Origin of the sequence: Vibrio sp. V01_P9A10T6 (assembly GCF_963877065.1) — a bacterium.
GTDB classification, from domain to species: Bacteria; Pseudomonadota; Gammaproteobacteria; order Enterobacterales; family Vibrionaceae; genus Vibrio; species Vibrio anguillarum.
The window spans coordinates 78,537-102,249 of record NZ_CAWNTB010000156.1 but is presented as its reverse complement, the minus strand read 5'-3'; the positions used below and the strand labels follow the sequence as shown (position 1 = coordinate 102,249).

General features: G+C 44.9%; 19 protein-coding genes. 14 read left to right on the top strand and 5 right to left on the bottom strand.

The features are described 5' to 3' along the window. The gene (locus tag AACQ21_RS10725) at positions 1–438 is read right to left on the bottom strand and encodes a type IV pilin protein (protein WP_181185596.1); all 438 of its coding nucleotides are present in this window, start codon (positions 436–438) and stop codon (positions 1–3) included. A 258-nt stretch (positions 439–696) separates the two neighbouring features. Next, entirely contained in the window at positions 697–1,584 is an 888-nt protein-coding gene (gene nadC / locus AACQ21_RS10720) for a carboxylating nicotinate-nucleotide diphosphorylase (RefSeq protein ID WP_105977510.1), read from the bottom strand. A gap of 124 nt (positions 1,585–1,708) precedes the next feature. On the opposite strand from nadC, the gene ampD reads away from it, so the two are divergent. After that, positions 1,709–2,260 (top strand): 1,6-anhydro-N-acetylmuramyl-L-alanine amidase AmpD, encoded by a 552-nt coding sequence (gene ampD / locus AACQ21_RS10715; protein ID WP_234911145.1) that lies wholly within the window; start codon positions 1,709–1,711, stop codon positions 2,258–2,260. A gap of 21 nt (positions 2,261–2,281) precedes the next feature. Here the strand turns inward: ampD and fldB are convergent, their stop codons facing one another. Then, complete coding sequence (gene fldB / locus AACQ21_RS10710; protein WP_105977508.1) at positions 2,282–2,800, bottom strand: flavodoxin FldB; 519 nt, start codon at positions 2,798–2,800, stop codon at positions 2,282–2,284. Positions 2,801–2,952: 152 nt separating this feature from the next. On the opposite strand from fldB, the gene xerD reads away from it, so the two are divergent. The 7 genes from xerD (at position 2,953) to lpdA (ending at position 13,968) form a co-directional block, all read left to right on the top strand. Beyond that, complete coding sequence (gene xerD, locus AACQ21_RS10705) at positions 2,953–3,861, top strand: site-specific tyrosine recombinase XerD (RefSeq protein ID WP_094133217.1); 909 nt, start codon at positions 2,953–2,955, stop codon at positions 3,859–3,861. 13 nt (positions 3,862–3,874) lie between these two features. After that, entirely contained in the window at positions 3,875–4,648 is a 774-nt protein-coding gene (locus tag AACQ21_RS10700; RefSeq protein WP_013857678.1) for a thioredoxin fold domain-containing protein, read from the top strand. 41 nt (positions 4,649–4,689) lie between these two features. After that, positions 4,690–6,429, top strand: a complete 1,740-nt coding sequence (gene recJ / locus AACQ21_RS10695; protein WP_105977507.1) for a single-stranded-DNA-specific exonuclease RecJ — start codon at positions 4,690–4,692, stop codon at positions 6,427–6,429. 412 nt (positions 6,430–6,841) lie between these two features. Further along, positions 6,842–7,609 (top strand): pyruvate dehydrogenase complex transcriptional repressor PdhR, encoded by a 768-nt coding sequence (gene pdhR, locus AACQ21_RS10690; protein WP_013857676.1) that lies wholly within the window; start codon positions 6,842–6,844, stop codon positions 7,607–7,609. Between the two features lie 53 nt (positions 7,610–7,662). Then, on the top strand, positions 7,663–10,338 hold the full coding sequence (aceE, locus tag AACQ21_RS10685; protein ID WP_105977506.1) for a pyruvate dehydrogenase (acetyl-transferring), homodimeric type: 2,676 nt from the start codon (positions 7,663–7,665) through the stop codon (positions 10,336–10,338). Between the two features lie 18 nt (positions 10,339–10,356). Beyond that, entirely contained in the window at positions 10,357–12,240 is a 1,884-nt protein-coding gene (aceF, locus tag AACQ21_RS10680) for a pyruvate dehydrogenase complex dihydrolipoyllysine-residue acetyltransferase (RefSeq protein ID WP_088731724.1), read from the top strand. Between the two features lie 300 nt (positions 12,241–12,540). Beyond that, on the top strand, positions 12,541–13,968 hold the full coding sequence (lpdA, locus tag AACQ21_RS10675) for a dihydrolipoyl dehydrogenase (RefSeq protein ID WP_013857673.1): 1,428 nt from the start codon (positions 12,541–12,543) through the stop codon (positions 13,966–13,968). A 101-nt stretch (positions 13,969–14,069) separates the two neighbouring features. On the opposite strand, the gene AACQ21_RS10670 is transcribed toward lpdA, so the two are convergent. Beyond that, entirely contained in the window at positions 14,070–14,687 is a 618-nt protein-coding gene (locus AACQ21_RS10670; RefSeq protein WP_017043694.1) for a LuxR/HapR/OpaR family quorum-sensing transcriptional regulator, read from the bottom strand. A 371-nt stretch (positions 14,688–15,058) separates the two neighbouring features. Here AACQ21_RS10670 and hpt point away from each other — a divergent pair, with 371 nt between their 5' ends. Beyond that, positions 15,059–15,589, top strand: a complete 531-nt coding sequence (hpt, locus tag AACQ21_RS10665) for a hypoxanthine phosphoribosyltransferase (protein ID WP_010319544.1) — start codon at positions 15,059–15,061, stop codon at positions 15,587–15,589. Between the two features lie 84 nt (positions 15,590–15,673). Here the strand turns inward: hpt and can are convergent, their stop codons facing one another. After that, entirely contained in the window at positions 15,674–16,342 is a 669-nt protein-coding gene (can, locus tag AACQ21_RS10660; protein ID WP_013857670.1) for a carbonate dehydratase, read from the bottom strand. A 250-nt stretch (positions 16,343–16,592) separates the two neighbouring features. On the opposite strand from can, the gene AACQ21_RS10655 reads away from it, so the two are divergent. The 5 genes from AACQ21_RS10655 to AACQ21_RS10635 all read left to right on the top strand — a co-directional run bounded on the left by AACQ21_RS10655 (position 16,593) and on the right by AACQ21_RS10635 (position 23,516). Continuing rightward, positions 16,593–18,260, top strand: coding sequence for a SulP family inorganic anion transporter (locus tag AACQ21_RS10655; RefSeq protein WP_094133047.1), 1,668 nt, complete (start codon positions 16,593–16,595; stop codon positions 18,258–18,260). A gap of 140 nt (positions 18,261–18,400) precedes the next feature. Continuing rightward, positions 18,401–19,321: an ABC transporter ATP-binding protein gene (locus AACQ21_RS10650; RefSeq protein ID WP_026027559.1), complete on the top strand. Its 921-nt coding sequence runs from the start codon at positions 18,401–18,403 to the stop codon at positions 19,319–19,321. A 5-nt stretch (positions 19,322–19,326) separates the two neighbouring features. Continuing rightward, the gene (locus AACQ21_RS10645; protein ID WP_010319547.1) at positions 19,327–20,097 is read left to right on the top strand and encodes an ABC transporter permease; all 771 of its coding nucleotides are present in this window, start codon (positions 19,327–19,329) and stop codon (positions 20,095–20,097) included. Positions 20,098–20,523: 426 nt separating this feature from the next. Continuing rightward, positions 20,524–22,644, top strand: a complete 2,121-nt coding sequence (locus AACQ21_RS10640) for a pentapeptide repeat-containing protein (protein WP_105977505.1) — start codon at positions 20,524–20,526, stop codon at positions 22,642–22,644. Then, positions 22,644–23,516, top strand: coding sequence for a RelA/SpoT family protein (locus AACQ21_RS10635; protein ID WP_105977504.1), 873 nt, complete (start codon positions 22,644–22,646; stop codon positions 23,514–23,516). The genes AACQ21_RS10640 and AACQ21_RS10635 overlap by 1 nt, the downstream gene beginning before the upstream one ends. Positions 23,517–23,713 lie beyond the last annotated feature (197 nt).

The following is a 23,713-nucleotide window of genomic DNA, read 5'->3' as shown; positions in this document are numbered from 1 at the left end:
TTAGCTACAACCTTTAGGTGTAGTGTCAGCAGTGACTGCGGTGGCTGAATTTTTTGTTATCGAGCACACCCATCCATTGGATGATTTGCTGTACTTAATTACTGCAGTGTTTACCGAAGAGTTGTCGAATGTGAAATTTGCACTAGCAGTGCTGACCGTTAAGTCTGCTAATGTTATGTTGCCTAAACCACTCATGGTTTCTGTTGCGCCAATATTAGGCAGACTCATACCAACATAAGTCCCATTTTCTTGATAGTGCATATCTATGTTAGTTAGTAAGCTTCTTAAAGTAGCAGCACCTGTGGCTAATTCGCTTTTAGTTACATAACTTTTATAAGCAGGAACGGCAATCGCAGAGAGTACGCCAATAATTGCCACCACAATCATCAATTCAATTAAGGTAAAACCACTTTGTTTCGTTTTCTTATTTGTGTTCATTATTTGATTTGCTCCGTTTGAACGCATAAGGATGGGCAGAGCATAAGAAGCTTGTGGGTTGGTGGGAATGAGATAAAGAGCAGTGCGCGAGCGATTTGGATTTTTTACCTGTTTAGTTGCATATATCAATCACTGAAATACGACTGACTTAAAAATGCCGTCTTGCTTTTGATACGCAAGCAATAAAAAAGGAAGCTCGTCCAGCTTCCTTAACCATTTGAAATTTTTGATCTTTATTCCAATAATTGATGTAATTAATTACTGAAAGCGCATTGAGAGATCGAGTGCTTTAATGTGCTTAGTCAGCGCGCCGACTGAGATGTAATCGACACCGGTTCGCGCGTAATCGCCAATGGTTTCTAATGTGACGTTACCAGAATTTTCTAAAGCTGCGCGGCCTGCGTTAATTGCTACCGCTTCGCGCATCATCTCAATACTAAAATTATCCAGCATAATGATGTCAGCACCCGCTTGAATCGCCTCTTCTAACTCTTGCAGGCTTTCGGTTTCGACTTCGACGGGTTTACCGGGGTTGAGCTGTTTAGCGGTGCTGATGGCTTGGGTTATACCGCCACAAGCAATGATATGATTTTCTTTAATTAAATAAGCATCAAACACGCCAATACGATGGTTAAAGCCGCCGCCACACGCGACAGCATATTTCAGTGCGCTGCGCAGGCCAGGGATAGTTTTGCGTGTATCAAGTAGTCGGCATTCGGTGCCTTCTAGCTGTTTGGCATACTGAGCAGTAATGCTGGCGCAACCTGACAAGGTTTGAATGAAGTTCATCGCATTGCGTTCACCAGTCAGCAGCGCGCGAGCTGGACCTTCAAGAGTGCACAAAATTTGGTTTGGCTTAACTTGATCACCATCTTGGACATGCCAGTCAATTTTCACTTCACCACCAAGTTGTTTGAAGACTTCCTCTGCCCATGCTTGGCCACAAAATACGCCATGTTCACGGGTGATGAGAGTCGCGCTATTACGCGCATCCGCTGGAATAAGGTTTGCGGTGATATCAGCAGTTGCATCCAAGCTGCCACCGAGATCTTCTCTGAGTGCATCGCTAACGGCACGAGTAATTTCCAATGGGAGTTGCTGTTTCAGATAATCGAGGCGTTGTTGGCTGTTGTGTGTATTTTTCATCGCAAATCTAATATGGTGTTGAACAGAGTGAGAATGATACGCTGAGTTTTACTCAAATTCAGCCACTAATCTCGCATTTCCTCTGGCTAAGGTTCATTTTTGTGTGAGTGTAAGGGGTCAACTGATGATCGATAAAAAGGGTTGGTATCAAAGCGCACGTCGAGTGCCATCGCCGTTTTATGATCAGCGAAGCGATGCGCAAGATATTTCATTGCTGGTGGTACATAATATCAGCTTGCCTCCGGGCCGGTTCGGCGGCCCATATATTGAGCAGTTTTTCACTGGCACGCTTGACCCGAATCAACACCCTTTTTTTCAAACCATCCACCAGATGCGCGTCTCGGCTCACTGCCTCATTCGGCGAGAGGGAGAAGTAGTGCAATTTGTGCCATTTAATGCCAGAGCTTGGCATGCGGGCCAGTCAAGCTTCGCTGGCCGTGCAAAATGCAATGATTATTCGATAGGGATTGAATTGGAAGGGAGCGATGAGACGGCTTATACACCTGCGCAATATCAAGCCTTAGCGACTTTGACGTGTGCATTGCAGCGGCGTTATCCGCTCATCACCAATCAACGCATTACCGGGCATCAATACATTGCACCACTACGCAAAACTGACCCCGGTTTGGTGTTTGATTGGCGTTGCTATCGAGCCTTGTTGGCAGCAAATGGCTAACAACAAATAGCGAACAACGAATTAAATCGAATCGTGATATTCCACTAAAATTTGCTCAACCCAGCATTGAATGCGTTCGTCGCTTTGCTCGTATTGCGAATCTTCATCGAGTGCGAGACCAACAAAGTGGCGGCCATCTTTCGTTAGGGCTTTTGACGCTTCAAAATGGTAGCCTTGGTTGGGCCAGTAGCCAATCAATTGAGCACCAATTTGTTTTAGCTCATCATGCAGCATCCCCATCGCATCGAGGTACCATTCGCCATAACCTTCTTGATCGCCTAAGCCGAATAATGCGACGTACTTGCCGTTTAGCGACACGCCACCGATTTGATCCCATATTGCGCTCCAATCTTCTTGGATTTCGCCAAAGTCCCAAGTTGAGATGCCCAGTATTAAAAGATCATAGTTGCTCATCAAAGAGAGTGGCGTTTCTTTCACATTGTGAATATCCACCAAATCCTCACCGATGAGCGAACGGATCTTCTCTGCTGCCATTTCGGTATAACAAGTTGTTGAGCCGTAAAAAAGACCGATCTTCATAATTTTGTGTTCGTTTTAAATCAAGAATAGTGAATTCTAACCATAAAATGACGCGCTTTGCAGCGATTATCCTGCCGATGATGTTTTTTTATGGTATTAAATCAGTGGCTCACATAACCTGAGCAACTCGATTTTCACCACAGAGGTTTGATGTGTCTGAATATATTTCTCCTGATCAAGGGGTTGTGGAACAGTTTTTAGATGCGATGTGGATGGAGCGTGGTTTAGCTGAAAACACACTCTCATCGTATCGCAATGATCTGACGAAATTGTTGCAATGGATGCAGCACAATAATTATCGCCTCGATTTTATTAGTGTCACTGGTTTGCAGCAGTACCAAACGTGGCTCGCTGATCAAGACTATAAGCAAACCTCGCGGGCGCGCATGTTGTCGGCGATTCGTCGTTTATTTCAATATCTGCACCGTGAGAAACTCCGCGGCGATGATCCGAGCGCGCTCTTAATTAGCCCTAAATTGCCACAGCGCCTGCCTAAAGATTTATCTGAGCAGCAAGTGGAAGATCTATTGAATGCTCCCGATACCAATAATCCTCTAGAATTACGTGACAGAGCGATGTTGGAACTCTTGTATGCAACAGGGCTACGGGTGACCGAATTGGTTTCACTGACCATGGAAAATATCAGTTTACGTCAAGGCGTAGTAAGAGTGATTGGTAAAGGTGGCAAAGAGCGTCTTGTACCGATGGGTGAAAATGCCGTTGATTGGATTGAAACTTTTCTTGAACAAGGGCGGTCTACTCTGCTGGGCGAACAAACGTCGGATGTGGTTTTCCCTAGCCGACGAGCAAGGCAGATGACTCGTCAAACCTTTTGGCACCGAATTAAACACTACGCAGTGATCGCACAAATCGATGTGGAAAAACTCTCTCCACACGTATTAAGGCATGCTTTTGCCACGCATCTACTCAATTACGGTGCCGATTTGCGTGTAGTGCAAATGCTGCTCGGTCATAGTGACTTATCGACCACGCAAATTTATACTCATGTTGCGACTGAGCGACTTAAACAATTACATAGCGAGCACCATCCAAGGGCTTGAAAAGGTGAATTTAATGAGCGTATTACGCCAACTGACTCTTCTTACATTGCCACTTTTTGCTGTGGCGTGTAACGCCGAAACCACAGAGCAAGTGACGTCAACGGCTGTGCAAGCGGCTGCGCTTGATAAAACGGTTTTTGAACAACGTTTTTCTAAACTCGGATTGGAAGTGCTGAGTGTTCAAGCCTCTGATATTCCGGGAGTGATTGAAGTGCAAACTTCCGGTGGCGTGCTGTTTTCTGCGCCTGACGCGAGCCATTTTATCGCCGGAACCTTGTATGAATTAGATAAGAATGGTGGTTATGTCGATGTGTTAGCCAAACGCCAAGCGCCCGTTAATGCGGCGAAGATCGCGCAGTTTGAATCGAGTATGATCGAATACAAAGCCGCTAACGAAAAATACGTGGTGACTGTTTTTACTGATATTACCTGTGGTTATTGCACTCGTTTGCATAGTCAAATGAAAGGGTATAACGACCTAGGGATCACCGTGCGCTACATGGCTTACCCGCGTCAAGGCGTTACGGGGCAGGTAGCTGATCAGATGGCCGCTATCTGGAATGCAGATGATAAAATGGCAGCGATGAATGAGGCAAAAACCAATCATAAGTTGCCAGAAGCAGGGCAGAATATTCAACAGGCTAAGCAGTTGATTACCAAACACTATCAGCTCGGGCGTGAGTTAGGCATCAACGGCACGCCTGCGATTTTCCTACCGAATGGCGAAATGGTTGGCGGTTATTTACCACCAGAGCAATTGTTGCAACGCCTTCAGCAGATTCAATAACTTTAGGAGTCGGGCTTGAGTGTTCTTGAGCCCGCTGATTTATGATTGAAATAAAACAAAGACCAGCCCCCGATCTTTCGCAACTCCCTGACACGATTCCTACACTGCTTAAACGTATCTATATCAACCGTGGTATCACGAACCTTGAACAACTCGACAAGGCCGCGAAAGCACTGCATTCCTACCAACAATTAGGTGGTATAGAGCAAGCGGTACAACTACTTTTTCACGCCATCGAGCAGCAGCAGCGCATCATAGTCGTCGGGGATTTTGATGCTGATGGCGCAACCAGTTGCGCCTTATCTGTTTTGGCGTTGCGAATGTTGGGATCGCACAATGTGGACTATCTCGTGCCTAACCGTTTTGAAGATGGTTATGGCTTAAGCCCTGAAGTGGTCGATCAAGCGATTGAGCTTGGCGCGCAGATGATCATGACGGTCGATAACGGCGTCTCCTCTATCGACGGGGTGCGTTATGCCAAGCAGCAAGGATTGACTGTCTTGGTGACCGATCACCATTTACCGGGACACGAGTTGCCAGAGGTTGATGCGATGGTGAATCCCAATTTGGCTAACTGCCCGTTTCCCTCGAAGGCATTAGCCGGCGTAGGGGTGGCTTTCTATTTGATGATGGCGTTGTGCGTGCATATGCGAAAAAATGGCTGGTTTACTCGACAAGGTACGAGTGAACCCAAGTTGATGGAGCTGATTGACTTAGTCGCACTGGGTACTGTCGCTGATGTTGTGCCGCTCGATGAAAACAACCGCATTTTAGTGCATCAAGGTTTGCAACGCATTCGCGCCGGGCATGCAAGGCCGGGTATTCAAGCTTTGATTGAGGTTGCTAAACGTGACGCGAGGCGTTTAGTTGCCTCGGATTTTGGCTTTGCGTTAGGGCCACGCATCAATGCGGCAGGGCGCTTGGATGATATGTCATTTGGCGTTGAGCTGCTAATGTGCAATGACATTCACGCTGCGCGTAGAATGGCCAGTGAGCTGGATGGCCTTAACCAAACTCGTAAAGAGATTGAAGAGGGGATGAAGCAAGAGGCGCTGGCTTTTTGTGAGCGCTTACAACTGAGTGAAAATAGCGAATTGCCGCACGGTTTAGTGCTGTTTCAACGCGATTGGCACCAAGGTGTGATTGGTATTTTAGCCTCACGTATTAAAGATAAATACCATCGCCCTGTGATTGCGTTTGCCGATGGTGGCGATGGCAGTATCAAAGGGTCATGCCGCTCTGTTGCTGGGTTACACATGCGCGATGTGCTGGATCGCATTGATACACAAAACCCCGGTTTAATCGTCAAATTTGGTGGTCACGCGATGGCGGCAGGTTTAACTATTGCCGAAAAAGAGTTTGAGCGTTTTGCTGAGCTGTTTGATCAAGCCGTACGTCGCGAGTTAGATGAAAGCGCGCTCAAGGGCGTGATTTTATCCGATGGAGAGTTAACTCCTGAAGAGTTCTCGATGCACACCGCTGAAACCTTGCGTTCCGGTGGCCCATGGGGGCAGGCGTTTCCTGAACCTCTCTTTGACGGTGAGTTCAAACTATTGCACCAAAAGCTGGTGGGAGAAAAGCATTTGAAACTGATGCTTGAGCCGTTATTCAAAGGCCACCCAACCAACATTATGATCGATGGTATCGCTTTTAATGTCGATTTAAGACGCTGGCCAGATGCGTCGGTGAAAACGGTGCGTCTTGCATATAAGCTTGATATTAATGAGTTTCGCGGCAATCAGTCACTGCAATTGATGATTGATCACCTCGAAGCGAAGTAACGGCTTGATATTTCTCTTCTTTCGATGCGTGACATGATCTTCCCTCCCCTTTAAGAGGAGGGGTAGGGTGTATCTTTTTATTGATGTTGTGTTTTTCCGAATTACACCCCCTCCCAGCCTCCCCCTAGAAGGGGGAGGAGCCAAAGAATGTTTTCTCTAGAAAGGGTAGATGACAACGAATCTTCCCCCATTTCTAGCCCATCATTTCCCCATCTGTATTCATTTTGTAATTGGTCTGACCAATAATATTGCTGTTTTAATCGACTATTGTTATCAAAGTGTTTAAGCGTGGGCTGTTCTATGATTTAGGTCAACTTTTGGCTGGACAGCTACGTTTTAATTATGTTAATTTCTGCACCAACTTGAAATTGGTATTACCAATTGACTGCAAAGAGTAGAAGAATAATAAATTATGGCTTATCAAAGGATTCGTCAGCCAAAACTCTCTGATGTAATTGAACAGGAGTTAGAAAGGCTGATAGTGGAAGGAACACTCTCTCCGGGGCAACAATTGCCTCCAGAACGAGAACTGGCAAAACAGTTCGAGGTGTCTCGTCCATCCATTCGTGAAGCCATTCAACGCCTCGAAGCCAAGCGTTTATTAACCCGCCGTCAAGGTGGAGGTACGTTTGTCAGTGAGAACATTTGGCAGAGTTTTTCTGATCCTCTGCTAAATTTATTGTCTAGCCACTCTGAAACCCAGCTCGATCTATTGGAATCGCGCCACGCGATGGAAGGTATTTCAGCTTATTTCGCAGCATTGCGTGGTACTGAGGAAGATTTTGCTCGCATTCAAGCCTGTTTGGCGAGAATTGGTGAACAACAAGCGAAAAAAGAGGTCGAAGCAGAAGCGTCTGCGGTGGTCGCGTTTTTAGTCGCTCTCACTGAAGCGGCCCACAACGTGGTGCTTTTGCATATTGTTCGCAGCCTCGCTCCTTTGCTTGAGCAAAATGTTCTACAGAATTTAAAACTATTACACCGCCGCCATGAAGTGGTGGAGAAAGTAAGTAGACACCGAGCTAATATCGTGGATGCGATCGTTTCTGGTCAGCCGGAAAAGGCGCGCGAAATGTCCCATTCTCACTTAGCTTATATCGAAGAAACATTGTTGGATTTGACCAAAGAAGAGTCTCGTCGTGAGCGTTCTTTGCGCCGAATCCAGCAGGGTAATGAGTCGTAACCTACGGCGAATTGCTTGTTTTATAGATCCAACCAATAGAAGGATAGATCGCCATGTCTGACATGAAGCATGACGTAGATGCACTGGAAACTCAGGAATGGCTAGCCGCCCTTGAGTCAGTTGTACGTGAAGAAGGTGTAGAACGCGCTCAGTTCTTACTTGAGCAAATTCTAGATAAAGCACGTCTAGACGGTGTTGATATGCCAACCGGTATTACCACCAACTACATCAACACCATTCCAGCTGCGCAAGAACCAGCATACCCAGGTGACACAACGCTTGAGCGTCGCATTCGCTCAATCATCCGTTGGAACGCGATTATGATCGTTCTACGTGCATCGAAAAAAGACCTCGATCTTGGCGGCCACATGGCGTCATTCCAGTCTTCTGCTTCGTTCTACGAAACATGTTTTAACCACTTCTTCCGTGCGCCTAATGAAAAAGATGGCGGTGACTTGGTTTATTATCAAGGTCACATCTCTCCAGGGATCTACGCACGTGCGTTCGTTGAAGGCCGCCTAACGGCTGAGCAACTTGACAACTTCCGCCAAGAAGTGGATGGCAAAGGTATTCCTTCCTACCCACACCCGAAATTGATGCCTGAATTCTGGCAATTCCCGACCGTATCTATGGGTCTGGGTCCAATTTCTGCAATCTATCAAGCGCGTTTCCTCAAATATCTTGATGGCCGTGGTATGAAAGACACTTCTGAACAGCGTGTATACGCGTTCCTAGGTGATGGCGAGATGGATGAGCCAGAATCACGCGGTGCGATTTCATTCGCCGCTCGTGAGAAGCTTGATAACCTATGTTTCCTTATCAACTGTAACTTGCAACGTCTAGACGGCCCGGTCATGGGTAACGGTAAGATCATCCAAGAACTTGAAGGCCTATTTAAAGGCGCAGGTTGGAACGTTGTTAAAGTGATTTGGGGTAACAACTGGGATTCTCTACTGGCGAAAGACACCACAGGTAAGCTGCTTCAGTTGATGAACGAAACCATCGATGGTGACTACCAAACATTTAAAGCGAAAGATGGTGCTTACGTGCGTAAACACTTCTTTGGTAAATACCCAGAAACAGCGGCGCTTGTTGCTGACATGACTGACGATCAAATTTTCGCGCTTAAGCGTGGTGGTCACGAGTCTTCTAAACTGTACGCAGCCTTTACTAATGCTCAAGACACGAAAGGCAAGCCAACCGTGATTCTGGCGAAGACCGTTAAAGGTTACGGCATGGGTGAAGCGGCAGAAGGTAAGAACATCGCTCACCAAGTGAAGAAAATGGACATGACTCACGTGCTGCAACTGCGTGATCGTCTTGGTCTACAAGATCTTCTGACGGATGAAGCTGTGAAAGAGTTGCCATACCTAACATTGGCAGAAGGCTCGAAAGAGCACGAATATTTACACGCTCGCCGTAAAGCGCTAAAAGGTTACACACCTCAACGCTTGCCTAAGTTCACTCAAGAACTTGTGATTCCAGCGGTTGAAGAGTTCAAGCCTCTGCTTGAAGAGCAAAAACGTGAAATCTCAACCACAATGGCGTTTGTCCGTGCGTTGAACATTTTGCTCAAAGATAAGAGCATTGGTAAAAATATTGTGCCAATCATTGCAGATGAAGCACGTACTTTCGGTATGGAAGGTCTGTTCCGTCAAATCGGTATCTATAACCCGCACGGTCAGAACTACACTCCTCAAGACCGCGACATCGTTTCTTACTATAAAGAAGCGACTTCAGGTCAGGTACTGCAAGAAGGGATCAACGAGCTGGGTGCTATGTCTTCATGGGTTGCTGCTGCAACTTCATACTCGACAAACGATCTGCCAATGATTCCGTTCTACATCTACTACTCTATGTTTGGTTTCCAACGCGTTGGCGACATGGCATGGATGGCAGGTGACCAACAAGCACGTGGTTTCCTATTGGGCGCTACTGCTGGCCGTACTACGCTGAACGGTGAAGGTCTACAGCACGAAGATGGTCACTCGCACATATTGGCGGCAACGGTTCCTAACTGTCTTTCTTACGATCCAACATTTGCTTACGAAGTTGCAGTCATCATGCAAGACGGTATTCGTCGCATGTATGGCGATCAAGAGAACGTGTTCTACTACCTAACGCTGATGAACGAGAACTACGCAATGCCTGAAATGCCACAAGGCTCTGAAGAAGGTATTCGTAAAGGTATTTACAAATTAGAAAGCTACGCTCCACAAGGAACGACTGGCTCTAAAGGTAAAGTTCAGTTAATGAGCTCAGGTACGATCATGAACGAAGTACGCAAAGCGGCTCAAATCTTAAGTGATGAGTACGGCGTGGCTTCAGATGTTTACTCAGTAACATCATTCAATGAAGTGACTCGTGATGGCCAAGCATGTGAGCGTTACAACATGCTTCACCCTGAAGCGCAGCCGCAAGTACCTTACATTCAAACGGTAATGGGTAGCGAGCCTGCCATCGCAGCAACTGACTACATGAAAAACTACGCTGAGCAAGCGCGTGCGTTTATCCCGGCTGAATCATACAAAGTACTAGGTACTGATGGTTTTGGTCGTTCTGATAGCCGTGAAAACCTACGTCGTCACTTCGAAGTGAACGCAGGTTACGTGGTGGTTGCCGCGCTAAGCGAACTAGCGAAACGTGGTGATGTTGAGAAATCAGTTGTGGTTGAAGCGATTAAGAAATTCAACATCGATACTGAAAAAACAAACCCGCTATACGCTTAATTAAGGTAGGAAAGAATAATGGCAATCGAAATTAATGTACCGGATATTGGTGCGGATGAGGTTGAAGTTACTGAGATTCTTGTCAGCGTTGGCGACAAGGTTGAAGAAGAGCAATCTCTTATTACTGTAGAAGGTGATAAGGCTTCTATGGAAGTACCAGCTTCTCAAGCGGGTATTGTAAAAGAAATCAAAGTAGTCGCTGGCGATAAAGTATCGACCGGTTCACTTATCATGATTTTTGAAGCAGAAGGCGCTGCGGTCGCAGCGCCAGCAGTGGAAGCTGCACCGGTTGCGGCACCTGCTGCCGCGGCTGTCGCTGAGCTTAAAGAAGTTCACGTGCCAGATATCGGCGGTGATGAAGTGGAAGTCACTGAAATCATGGTCGCAGTCGGCGATTCAATCGCAGAAGAGCAATCTCTACTGACGGTTGAAGGTGACAAAGCCTCAATGGAAGTACCTGCTCCATTTGCTGGTGTACTGAAAGAGATCAAAGTGGCCGCGGGCGATAAAGTATCGACAGGCTCACTGGTGATGATCTTTGAAGTGGCGGGTTCCGCTCCGGCGGCAGCCTCTGCTCAAGTGGCAGCACCTGTAGCTGCAGCACCAGCCGCTTCGGCAGCAAAAGAGATCCACGTACCGGATATCGGTGGTGATGAAGTCGAAGTGACGGAAATCATGGTGGCGGTTGGCGATACCGTGAGTGAAGAGCAGTCTCTTATTACCGTTGAAGGCGATAAAGCATCAATGGAAGTTCCTGCGCCGTTTGCTGGTGTTGTGAAAGAGATCAAAGTTGCAGCTGGCGATAAAGTGTCAACAGGCTCTCTTATCATGGTGTTTGAAGTTGCCGGTGCAGCGCCCGTTGCCGTAGCGGCCCCTGCGCAAGCAGCGGCTCCAGCCGCATCAGCGCCAAAAGCGGAAGCGGTAAAATCAGCTGTGGCAGCACCTGCCGAGTTTGAAGAGAACAATGAGTACTCTCACGCATCACCGGTTGTGCGCCGTATTGCGCGTGAATTTGGCGTTAACCTAGCGAAAGTCAAAGGTTCTGGCCGTAAGAGCCGCATCCTAAAAGAAGACGTGCAAAACTACGTGAAAGAAGCGCTGAAGCGTCTTGAATCGGGTTCTGCCGCAGTGGCTTCTGGTAAAGGTGATGGTGCCGCGCTTGGCTTGCTACCTTGGCCAAAAGTGGACTTCAGCAAGTTTGGTGACACAGAAGTAAAACCGCTTTCACGTATTAAGAAGATCTCTGGTGCTAACTTGCATCGTAACTGGGTGATGATCCCACACGTTACCCAATGGGATAATGCGGATATCACCGAGCTTGAGAACTTCCGTAAAGAGCAAAATGCGATTGAAGCGAAGAACGACACTGGCATGAAGATCACCCCACTGGTGTTCATCATGAAAGCGGTAGCGAAAGCACTAGAAGCATTCCCATCGTTTAACTCTTCACTTTCTGAAGATGGCGAAAGCTTGATTCTGAAGAAGTACGTGAACGTGGGTATTGCTGTTGATACGCCAAATGGTCTTGTTGTTCCTGTCTTCAAAGATGTGAACAAAAAAGGCATTTATGAGCTATCAAGAGAGCTGGCTGAAGTATCGAAGAAAGCCCGTGCAGGTAAACTGACCGCTGCAGACATGCAAGGTGGCTGTTTCACTATCTCTAGCTTAGGTGGTATCGGTGGTACAGCGTTTACGCCTATCGTTAACGCGCCAGAAGTCGGTATCCTTGGGGTATCTAAGTCTGAGTTTAAGCCAGTGTGGAACGGTAAAGAGTTCGAACCACGCCTACAACTGCCACTATCACTGTCATACGATCACCGTGTGATTGATGGTGCGGAAGGTGCGCGTTTCATCACATTCCTAAATGGCGCGCTATCAGACATTCGTCGTCTGGTTCTGTAAGCCAAGTTTAGTGAAAGAGAGGGCGGCCGTTAAAGCCGCCCTTGTTAACACGAATAATTGAACAATTGGATTATGAAGGGTTTTTTCTTAATCGAATTGTCGTCTAGCTCACAGGCTAAATGGATTTACTTTTCACACCATTAACATCTCTGTAAACTGTTGCGGTCTGAAAATAATTCGTTTTAATTCATTTGTTTTAAGTAATTGGCTCAGTCATGGGTTTAATTCATTGGATTAAACACTAAAAACAACGAGAACATCCACTCAGCCTGTTAGGGATAATGACTACAAGAGGTCAAAATGAGCAAAGAAATCAAAGCCCAAGTCGTCGTACTTGGTGCCGGTCCTGCTGGTTACTCCGCTGCATTCCGCTGTGCAGACTTAGGTCTTGAAACAGTACTTGTTGAACGCTACAGCACCCTTGGCGGTGTGTGTTTGAACGTGGGTTGTATCCCATCAAAAGCGTTGCTGCACGTTGCAAAAGTTATCGAAGAAGCGAAAGCATTGGCCCAGCACGGTATTGTGTTTGGTGAACCACAAACGGACATCGATAAAATCCGCCTTTGGAAAGAAAAAGTTATCAACCAGTTAACGGGCGGTCTTGGCGGCATGGCGAAGATGCGCAAAGTGACTGTCGTGAACGGTTTCGGCAAATTTACTGGCCCTAACGCCATTGAAGTTGAAGGTGAAGACGGCAAAACTGTGGTTAACTTTGATAACGCCATCGTTGCAGCTGGTTCTCGTCCAATTAAACTGCCATTCATTCCTCATGAAGACCCACGCATTTGGGATTCAACGGATGCACTTGAACTGAAAGAAGTTCCTGGAAAACTGTTGATCATGGGTGGTGGTATCATCGGTCTAGAAATGGCGACAGTTTACCACTCGCTAGGTTCTAAGATTGATGTGGTTGAGATGTTTGACCAACTTATCCCAGCGGCGGATAAAGACATGGTTAAAGTCTACACCAAACGTATCAAAGACAAATTTAACCTGATGCTTGAAACCAAAGTAACCGCTGTTGAAGCAAAAGAAGATGGTATCTACGTTTCAATGGAAGGCAAAAAAGCACCAGCGCAAGCTGAGCGTTATGATGCCGTTCTTGTTGCTATCGGCCGCGTACCAAACGGTAAGCTGATGGATGCTGAAAAAGCAGGTATTGAAGTGGATGAGCGCGGCTTTATCAATGTTGATAAGCAAATGCGTACTAACGTTCCTCATATCTTCGCGATCGGTGATATCGTTGGTCAACCAATGTTGGCGCACAAAGGTGTGCATGAAGGCCACGTAGCGGCAGAAGTAATTTCTGGTAAGAAGCACTACTTCGATCCTAAAGTTATCCCTTCAATTGCGTACACTGAGCCAGAAGTGGCTTGGGTTGGTAAAACTGAAAAAGAAGCCAAAGCAGAAGGCATTAACTACGAAGTCGCGACATTCCCATGGGCAGCTTCTGGCCGTGCTATCGCTTCTGATTGTGCTGACGGTATGACTAAGCTTATCTTTGATAAAGAGACTCACCGCGTGATTGGTGGCGCTATTGTTGGTACTAACGGCGGCGAACTGCTTGGTGAAATCGGTTTGGCTATCGAGATGGGTTGTGATGCAGAAGATATCGCTTTGACGATTCATGCTCACCCAACGTTACATGAATCGGTAGGCCTTGCTGCGGAAGTATTTGAAGGCACGATTACTGATCTGCCAAACGCAAAAGCGAAGAAAAAAAAGTAACTTCAACGCTGATGCGTTAAATTGCTGGTTAGTTAAATAGTAAAAACCGCTGAATTCAGCGGTTTTTTTATGCTCATAATTCAGAGACTAGGAAGTTAAGCCTAGTGATCTTTTTTATAGATGCAGAGCATGCTGAGGTAGCTTTTCACGAGTACACCCATGCTGGCTTCGTCTTGTATGCGATTTGCTTGTACAAACAGTGAGTAGAAGATACCAAGAAAGAGCGTAGCAAGATGTTCTGGCTCATGTTGATCGCACACTTCGCCACGTTCAATGGCTTTGATAAACATATTTTGTACCAAAAGTTGATTAGTACGGTTGGTGGAGACAAAAAGTGGCCACACTTCTTCGCGCGTTGAAGCGCTCCATTCAAACCATACTTTTAACCAGTGACAATCTTCAATCACAAGAGAAATCATCTTAGTGGTGATGTTGGTTAAGTTATCTTTCGCATGCAAATCAAGATCAATATTATCTGCGAGGAAGTTTGAAAACTGACGTACAACATGAGTGAGTACGTCGTCGACTAAATCTTCTCGGGTTGGAAAGTAGTTAAAGACAGTAGCGACTGAAACTTGGGCGATTTCAGCAATATCTGCGTGGCCACCTCGGCCTATTCCCCGTGTTGCAAACACTTCAAGGGCGATTTCCATCAGTTGAAGTTTGCGTTTTTGTGGTGATAAGCGAGTTCTGGGGCGTTTTTCTATCGATGTTTCCATGAGTTGTTAATCCTTGCCAATGACTGTTGAATTGAGCTTTTCGCTCTAATGATTATTTTGTTAGTTGCTTTAAAGCTTTATGAGTGTACTGCTGCATATGGTTGAGGTCAACGTTTCGAGTTTGTTTTTTGTGCGATCGTGTTAAATCCCATCAGATTCAACGTGTTTTAGTGTGGCTTTTATTGATGTGGTGTATTTGTGGTGAGCGTATCTGCGGCAGCGTAGGAGCTTTATTTCATCATATCCAGAGTTTTGCTAATTATTTAACTATCCTGTGTGGCAGTGGTACTATACGCGCCAAGCTAGTTACGCGACGCCATCATTAAACTGCGATGATCGTAGCGTGTCGCATCACCCGAAAAGAGAACAGTATGAAACATACAGTTGAAGTGATGATTTCTGAGCAAGTGGTTCAGGAACGAATTCGTGAATTAGGCAAACAAATCACAGAGCATTACCAAGGTAGTGAAGATCTGGTACTGGTGGGCTTGTTGCGCGGCTCATTTGTCTTCATGGCAGACTTAGCTCGCGCGATCGACTTAGTTCATCAAGTCGATTTTATGACCGCGTCAAGTTATGGCAACACGATGCAAAGCTCACGTGATGTGCGCATTCTGAAAGATCTGGATGATGACATTAAAGGTAAAGATGTGTTGCTGGTAGAAGACATTATTGATACGGGTAATACACTAAATAAAGTAAAAGAAATTTTGTCTTTACGTGAACCTAAATCCATTCACATTTGTACTTTACTGGATAAGCCTTCACGCCGTGAAGTACCTGTAGAGGTCAAGTGGATCGGTTTTGAAATCCCAGATGAATTTGTCGTGGGCGTAGGTATCGACTACGCGCAAAAATATCGTCACCTACCTTACATTGGTAAAGTTGTGCCGCAAGCGTAATTTTGCCAGCGATAATAGAATGCCCACTAAATAGTGGGCATTCTGTATTTTTAACTATCAGTTTTAACGGCAATTAACACGCTGTTATCGACACAGCAAGTTATGTTGCGCATTAAGAATTTTTTCCATCGCTTTTTGATAGGTGTCGTTGACTCGCTCACGTGAATCGCAGCGAACACCTAGATATTCCAAACGTCCGTCTTCAATACCGTAGACCACGCCATGCAGCTCGACATCTTGGCCGCGCTCCCATGCGTTTTGTAGTACGGTTGAGTTACCTAAATTATACACTTGCTCGGCAACGTTGATTTCGCACAATTTGTCGGCTTTATCCTGTTCTGGCATCGCATCTAAGTAGGTACGGTGTTTAAGGTATAAGTCACGCACGTGCAGTAACCAGTTGTTGATCAAGCCCAGCGGTGGGTTATCAATCGCTGCGTTGACGCCACCGCAGTCATAGTGCCCACAGATGATGATGTGCTTGACCTTCAGTACGTCAACCGCGTACTGCACCACAGAAAGGCAGTTAAGGTCAGTGTGAATCACTTGGTTTGCAACGTTGCGGTGTACAAACAGCTCACCAGAATAAAGCCCAGTCAAACGCTCGGCCGGAACTCGGCTATCAGAACAACCAATCCATAGAAAATCTGGGTCTTGCCCGCGAGCGAGTTTTGCAAAGTACTCAGGACGTTCAGCCTTAATCGATTCAGACCAACGTGAGTTATTTTCAAAAAGCTGTTTCAGTTCTGGCATCTCACTTCCCTTAAAAATAGTTCAATCGCATTAATGGTAATGCGCAAGAATAGGCCTGACTATACACAATGTTACAATTCTGTTCTCTTATAAAATGACAAAACACTCACTCATCTGACGAGTTTTCCTAGTAAAAAAATTAAACTGCTTCCATCGCTATTTGTATAGTCAACAGAGAATCAATCACACGTAAAATAATGATTAATTATTAGAATGATGATTTGTTAGAGTGAGACAACCTATTTTGAGTATGAGGAAAAGCATTGTGTTTAGAGGCCGTTTTGCCGATATCGACCTAAAAGGAGACGTCTTTGGTGGCGTCACGACCGCGATTATTTCACTGCCACTTGCCTTGGCTTTTGGTGTGGCGTCTGGTGCGGGTGCAGAAGCAGGGCTTTGGGGAGCAATATTGGTGGGGCTGTTTGCTGCCTTGTTTGGTGGTTCATCTACATTAATTTCTGAACCCACAGGGCCAATGACGGTCATTATGACGGCCATTTTAACCAGCATGGTGGCGCGTTATCCTGAAACGGGGCTTGCAGTTAGCTTCACGGTTGTCATGATGGCAGGCGCTTTTCAGATTGTACTTGGCACTTTAAAACTTGGGAAATACATCACCTTAATGCCCTATAGCGTGATCTCTGGCTTTATGTCAGGAATTGGGGTGATTTTGATTATCCTGCAGTTGTCACCGCTGCTTGGTCAGGCGGCTCCCGCTGGGGGAGTGATGGGAACGTTAACCGCGTTGCCCGAGATCATTAGCCAGATGAAGTTCAGTGAGCTCTTTCTTGGTTTGTTAACCTTAGGCATTTTATTTTTTCTCCCGGCTCAATATCGCAAACAAGTGCCCGTTCAATTGGTCGCTTTAGTCGGCGTGACGCTTGTTTCGGTACTGTTATTTGATAGCGAAGAGATCCGCCGTATTGGTGTGATCCCTGCTGGCTTACCCTCTTTTGTTATTCCAACCTTTAATGCCGAGATGTTCACCACCATGGTGATTGACGCTTTAGTACTCGGTACGCTCGGCTGCATTGATACGTTGCTCACCGCGGTAATTGGCGATTCTCTAACGCGTAAAGAGCATGATTCCGATAAAGAACTGCGAGGGCAAGGGCTGGCTAATATGATCGCGGGTTTATTGGGTGCGTTGCCGGGTGCCGGTGCAACCATGGGTACGGTGACCAATATTCAGGTCGGCGCGCGTTCTCCTCTGTCTGGTGTAGTTCGTGCCTTAGTATTAGCCTTAGTGGTGTTGGTGGCGGGAGGCTTAACCGAACCGATCCCAATGGCGGTATTGGCAGGGATTGCAGTGTATGTTGGTTTTAATATTCTTGATTGGAGCTTTATCCAACGCGCGCATAAAGTGAGTGTGCAGGGGATGGCCATCATGTATGGCGTGATGCTGTTAACTGTCTTTGTCGATTTGATTGTTGCGGTTGGCTTGGGCGTTTTTATCTCAAATATTTTGATCATAGAACGCTTGAGCCGCGAGCAAGCTCGCCAAGTGAAAGCCATTAGTGATGCTGATGAAAACGATGTGCCATTGACTGATAGCGAACGAGCTTTATTGGATCAAACCAATGGTAAGGTGCTGTTTTTTTATCTCTCAGGGCCGATGATTTTTAGTGTATCTAAAGCGATCGCTCGCCAGCACAATCACATCAGTGACTATGAAGCGATGATTTTAGATCTTACTGATGTACCTATGATTGATGTGACGGTTGGGCTTGCTTTAGAAAACGCGATTAATGATGCCTTAGATGCCCACTGCGCGGTCTACTTACTTTGCCCAAATGTGCACACCAAACAGCAACTGGAAAAGTTTCATATTTTGGATCTGGTGCCAACCGAGCAGACTTTTTCGTTTCGTTATGAAGCGCTCAATGCTGCGGTTAAGCAGGTAGCCCAAAATCGTTAAGCGTTAAGGTTGTGCAAGAATGAATTACGCAGATCGCTGGATCTGCGTTTTTTATTTTATCAATTTCTAATATTGGGTTGAAAAACGCGAGCCTTAGCAGCACATTGGATAGGTTAATATCACAAAGAGTGATCCGTCGAATGTACGCATTAGAAATAGAACAATTACGAAAAACTTACGCTGGTGGGTTTGAGGCCCTAAAAGGGGTGAGTTTACAGGTTGAAAAAGGCGATTTTTACGCACTGCTTGGGCCCAATGGGGCCGGGAAATCAACCACCATTGGCATTATCTCTTCGCTGGTCAATAAAACCTCCGGCACCGTTAAAGTGTTTGGTTTTGATATTGATAAAGATCTTGAACTGGCCAAGCAACATATTGGTTTAGTGCCGCAGGAGTTTAACTTCAACCAGTTTGAAACGGTTGAGCAAATTGTGTTGCAGCAAGCTGGGTATTACGGCGTGACGAAAGCGTTAGCGAAAGAGAGGGCAGAGAAGTACCTCTCAAAACTCGATTTGTGGGAAAAACGTAAAGAGCGAGCGCGTAATCTTTCTGGTGGTATGAAACGCCGTTTGATGATTGCTCGAGCCTTAATGCATGAGCCTAAGTTGCTGATTTTAGATGAACCCACCGCCGGTGTGGATATTGAACTGCGCCGTTCGATGTGGGAGTTCTTAACCGAAATTAACGCGCAAGGGATCACCATTATCTTAACCACGCACTATTTAGAAGAAGCGGAGATGCTGTGCCGCAATATCGGCATTATTAACCGAGGTGAGCTTATTGAAAATACCTCGATGAAGGATTTGCTGGCCAAATTACAGCTCGAAACTTTTATTTTAGATATCGCAGAGAATTCTCCGCCAGCGCCACAACTCAGTGGTGTGATCTCGCAAACCATGCTCAACGGTTCGTTACAAATTGAGTTGGAGAAAACGAAAGGGCTAAATTCAGTCTTTTCACAGTTAACAGAACAGGGAATTACGGTGCTTTCGATGCGCAATAAAGCGAACCGCCTTGAAGAGCTGTTTGTCAGCATTGTTCAACAGCAAAGCCGAGGATAATCATGATGTATCGTTTATATTGGACGGCTTTTTGCAGTTTACTGACTAAAGAAATCAACCGTTTTACGCGTATTTGGGTGCAAACCTTAGTACCGCCAGCCATCACCATGACGCTCTATTTCATTATTTTTGGCAACCTAATTGGTTCGCGTATTGGCCAGATGAACGGCTTTAGCTATATGGAATATATTGTCCCGGGCTTAATCATGATGTCGGTGATCACTAACTCATACTCGAACGTCGCCTCTTCTTTCTTTAGTGCGAAGTTTCAGAAAAACATCGAAGAGTTGTTAGTTGCGCCTGTACCTAACTATGTCATTATCGCCGGATTTGTTATGGGCGGGGTAGTGCGTGGCTTGTTGGTGGGCACGATAGTGACCCTTGTGTCGCTGTTCTTTGTTGATCTCAAGGTCGATCATTGGGGGATCATTGCGGCGACGGTTTTTCTCACCTCTGTTGTGTTCGCTTTAGGCGGCATGATTAACGCCATTTTTGCTAAAACCTTTGATGACATTTCGATTATTCCTACCTTTGTATTGACGCCATTAACCTACTTAGGTGGGGTGTTTTATTCGATCAGCCTATTGCCTGACTTTTGGCAAGCGGTATCGAAAATCAACCCAATCGTCTACATGGTTAATGCCTTCCGTTACGGTTTTCTTGGCGTGTCAGATGTGGGAATTGTTACCTCGTTCAGTGTGCTTGGTATTTTTGTCGTGGCGCTGTATGGGGTTGCGCATTATCTGGTTTCACGTGGTATCGGGCTAAGGACTTAATAGTTCCTCCCCCTTTTAGGGAGAGGCTAGGAGGGGGTTCACCCCACCCTAACCCTCCCCTTGAAGGGGAGGGAATTAGTTTTGTGGGCGTTGGGAGTAAGCCATTTATGATGATAGATGTGGTTTGCTAAAATAGTTTTTTGCCCCTTTATCACTTTGAGCAAAAGGTCATTTCCACTCTACTTATAAAAGTTTTCCCTACTAAAAGTTATCTGAGCCATCACAATCATTTTTGTACTCGGTCTACTAGTGACGGGTAAAGAGTTTGAGTTGACTCGAGCGCGATAGCCCCCAGGAAATAATCCTGTAGAAAGCTTGTAGTCACAAAATTAAAGTAAATCGTCTAATCAAAAATGCCACTAGTTGTATACAAAAGCAGTTGAGCACTATAATTCTAACCATATGAATAAAAGGGTTAATTTAGCAATGCAACTAGACAGGTCAAGAGTAAGGCAAGCTTACGAACGATACGGTTTTTTTGAGCAACCTTGCTCTGAGAAAGACGTTATGGTTTTTTCCATTCGCACGGGCCACTACCATAACGCTGACATTATACCTTTAGCTCCCTCAGTAGATGCTAGTGAAACATTTAAAGAATATCAGGAACTTGGATATGCATGCCAAACCAAGGAATACAAGTGTATAACTGAAGTTGAAACTACACTATTTAGTGGTTTTTTCAACTTAGACTCTACTCGACAGCGCTTAACTAGGGATTACAATGAATTTACGGAGTCTTTAGTTAAGATCCATTCTGATAACGCAACCTATACTTACATCAAAACTCAGTACTACGTTAATAACAAAGCAGGCACGTCGACTGTAACCCAAGAGATACTTGACCGACTTGATTCTGAAAAACCAATTTTGTTTCTTGTAGAAGCAGCCGCAGGCTTTGGTAAGACCTGTTCAGCTTACGAGCTGGTTAAAGAAATTACAAATACACGGCCCCATCAACTACCACTGTTTTCAGAACTATCGCGTAACCGTCAAGCAAAGATATTCAGATACGTATTGCTAGACGAAATTGATAGAAGCTTTCCACTATTGAGCTCTGCATTGGTTCGTTCCGAAATAAAAAGCGGAAAAGTGCCAGTAATATTGGACGGCTTCGATGAACTGTTACATGAATCAGCTACTGACGAAGGAAACAATTACGAATCAACCGAGCCAATGCTCGATACAATTAGCGAACTGCTTATTAACAAAGCTAAAGTCGTACTAACTACCAGGCGTACAGCTATTTTTGATGGCGATGAGTTCCACCAATGGATCGCCAATCACGAAAATGATTTTGAGGTCATACGTTTAAGAATTCAAGAACCTCGCGTCGAAGACTGGTTGTCTCCAGAACGGCTGGAAAGCATATGTTCCGCAGGGTTTCCGATTGAAAATCTATCGAATCCGGTGTTGTTATCATTTCTTCGTTGTATATCTGACGATGAATTTGGCGCAGTTAGTCAAGACGCTTCGAAGTTAGTTGATAAGTACTTTGATTCCATGATGGAAAGGGAACGCAAAAGACAAGATCTTATGATGACTCCTGCTGAGCAATATCAGATCCTTCGTACCATCTCTGACGATATGATTGAGTTCGACTATACAAGTGAGTCAAGAGACTACATCTATTCCTTGATATTGGAAAACAACCAACCACTTATTGAAAAGACTCGTAAGTTCTATCCGATTGATACTCGCCCTACCACAGATGAACTGGTAAACAAATTAACAAGCCATGCTTTATTAGACCGAAAAGGTAAAGACTCTCAAGGTATCGGGTTCGTAAATGAGTTTGTTCTGGGGAACTTCTGTGCCGACAACATAATTGACGACGTTTCATTGGAGTGGGATGGTGACAAGCGATTCATCGAGCCTGCAATTCAGTCTTATTTACCTCGAACTCTTGATGAAAGGAACATTCTCTGGGAGTCATTAAAGTTTGTACTAGAGTTTATTAACGGTAGCGACAAGATTAAGTATAACTTTATGCTTATCAACAAAATGTCGATGGATCTCGATGCAGAAACTGCGGAAGAATTAACACTTTGTGATGTCAAGCTTGGCGATCTCGCCAAAATTAGAGATACCGTATTTATTAGTTGTAAGTTTTCAAATTGTGACTTCACCCTATGCAACATACAGAATACTACGTTTATCAACTGTGATTTTTACCAATGTACCGTAACTGATGCTAAAGGTGCTGGTAAAGAAGATATTCACTTCGCAGGATGTACTGCTGATAATAACTTTATATCTTTGATTAATGCAGAGTTCGAGGAACTAGAGGTCGTGTCCGACAATGAGTTTGACGGATGTGAAACCTATGTCCTAGAGAAATTTTATCCTCGCGGCAGTCAGACCTTTTATAAACATAGGCCAATTAGTGCGATATGTTCTCAGAATAAATCTTACAGCCACTATGAGATTTTAAAGTCTATAGAAAAGCTTAAAAAGAAAGGCTTCTTGTCAGTCCCAGATAAGCGTTCTTTTTTGGAGATTAATATCAACTTGATTAGTGAAATTAAAGTAGCACTTGGGAGAGCATAATGAGTGACAACTATGAACAAGTGCTAGTCAAAAGACTCCAAACTGAAATAGAAAGCGAACTAGATCGACTTGGTTTATTGTTCCGTGTATTTGCAAGAGCTAAATCTCATAGTTCGATAACGCATAAAATTGAATCGAAAGGTGAAGGTTACTATTCAGCTGATGGAAAAAAGATTCAAGACTTGTTTGGGGTGCGAATAGCCCTTTATTTTCCAGATGATATCAATATTGCTCGACAGGCGCTGGAGAAGCTCTACAAGATAAACTCTGAGGAAGTAGATCCCCATAAAACTAGTTTGTTTGAAGCCGTACGGTGTAATTTTGTATTTGAACTTCCAGACAGTATTGTTGAAGATAGTCAAATACTTCGAAGCAATGGATTAGTTGATAGAACATTTGAAGTTCAATTGAGGACTATCCTGTCTGAAGGTTGGCACGAAGTAGAACACGATTTGAGATACAAGTGTCAAAAAGATTGGGAAAGTCATAGTGACTTAAGCCGTGCGCTCAATGGTATTTATGCTAGTTTAGAAACTTCAGATTGGGGGATGATGAGGCTATTTGAAGATCTAACATATAGGCATTACAAAGCAAAAGAATGGGCGCCGATGTTAAGGAACAAGTTCAGACTTCGAACAGGTAATGAGCTTAATCTAGACTTGAAGAAAATCATGGACCAAGATGACATCGGAAAACGTCTATATCGTTTGGATAGAACTGAGTTACTGCTTCAGATTCTTAAAAAGAATATTAGATTTCCACTGACAATTAACACCTTGGTATACATAGCAAACTACTACTATTTAAGAGACAGCCGAATTTGTGATATCACACCTCGAGCACTCACAAGGGCTCTAGATGAAATAGCGTAAAGATTCAAAGGTGAGTATGACCCGCTCCCTTTGCCTTATAAAAAGTTATTCATGGATTTGCTAATATGCAATGACCCGCAACTTATTTATGTCCAAAAATTAGCTAGAAATTAATCTCTATTTATTGTCATTTCATCAACCTTAGTAGTAACGAACCTCAAAAATGATCAAACTATATTGTTCTCCGACAATAGCGT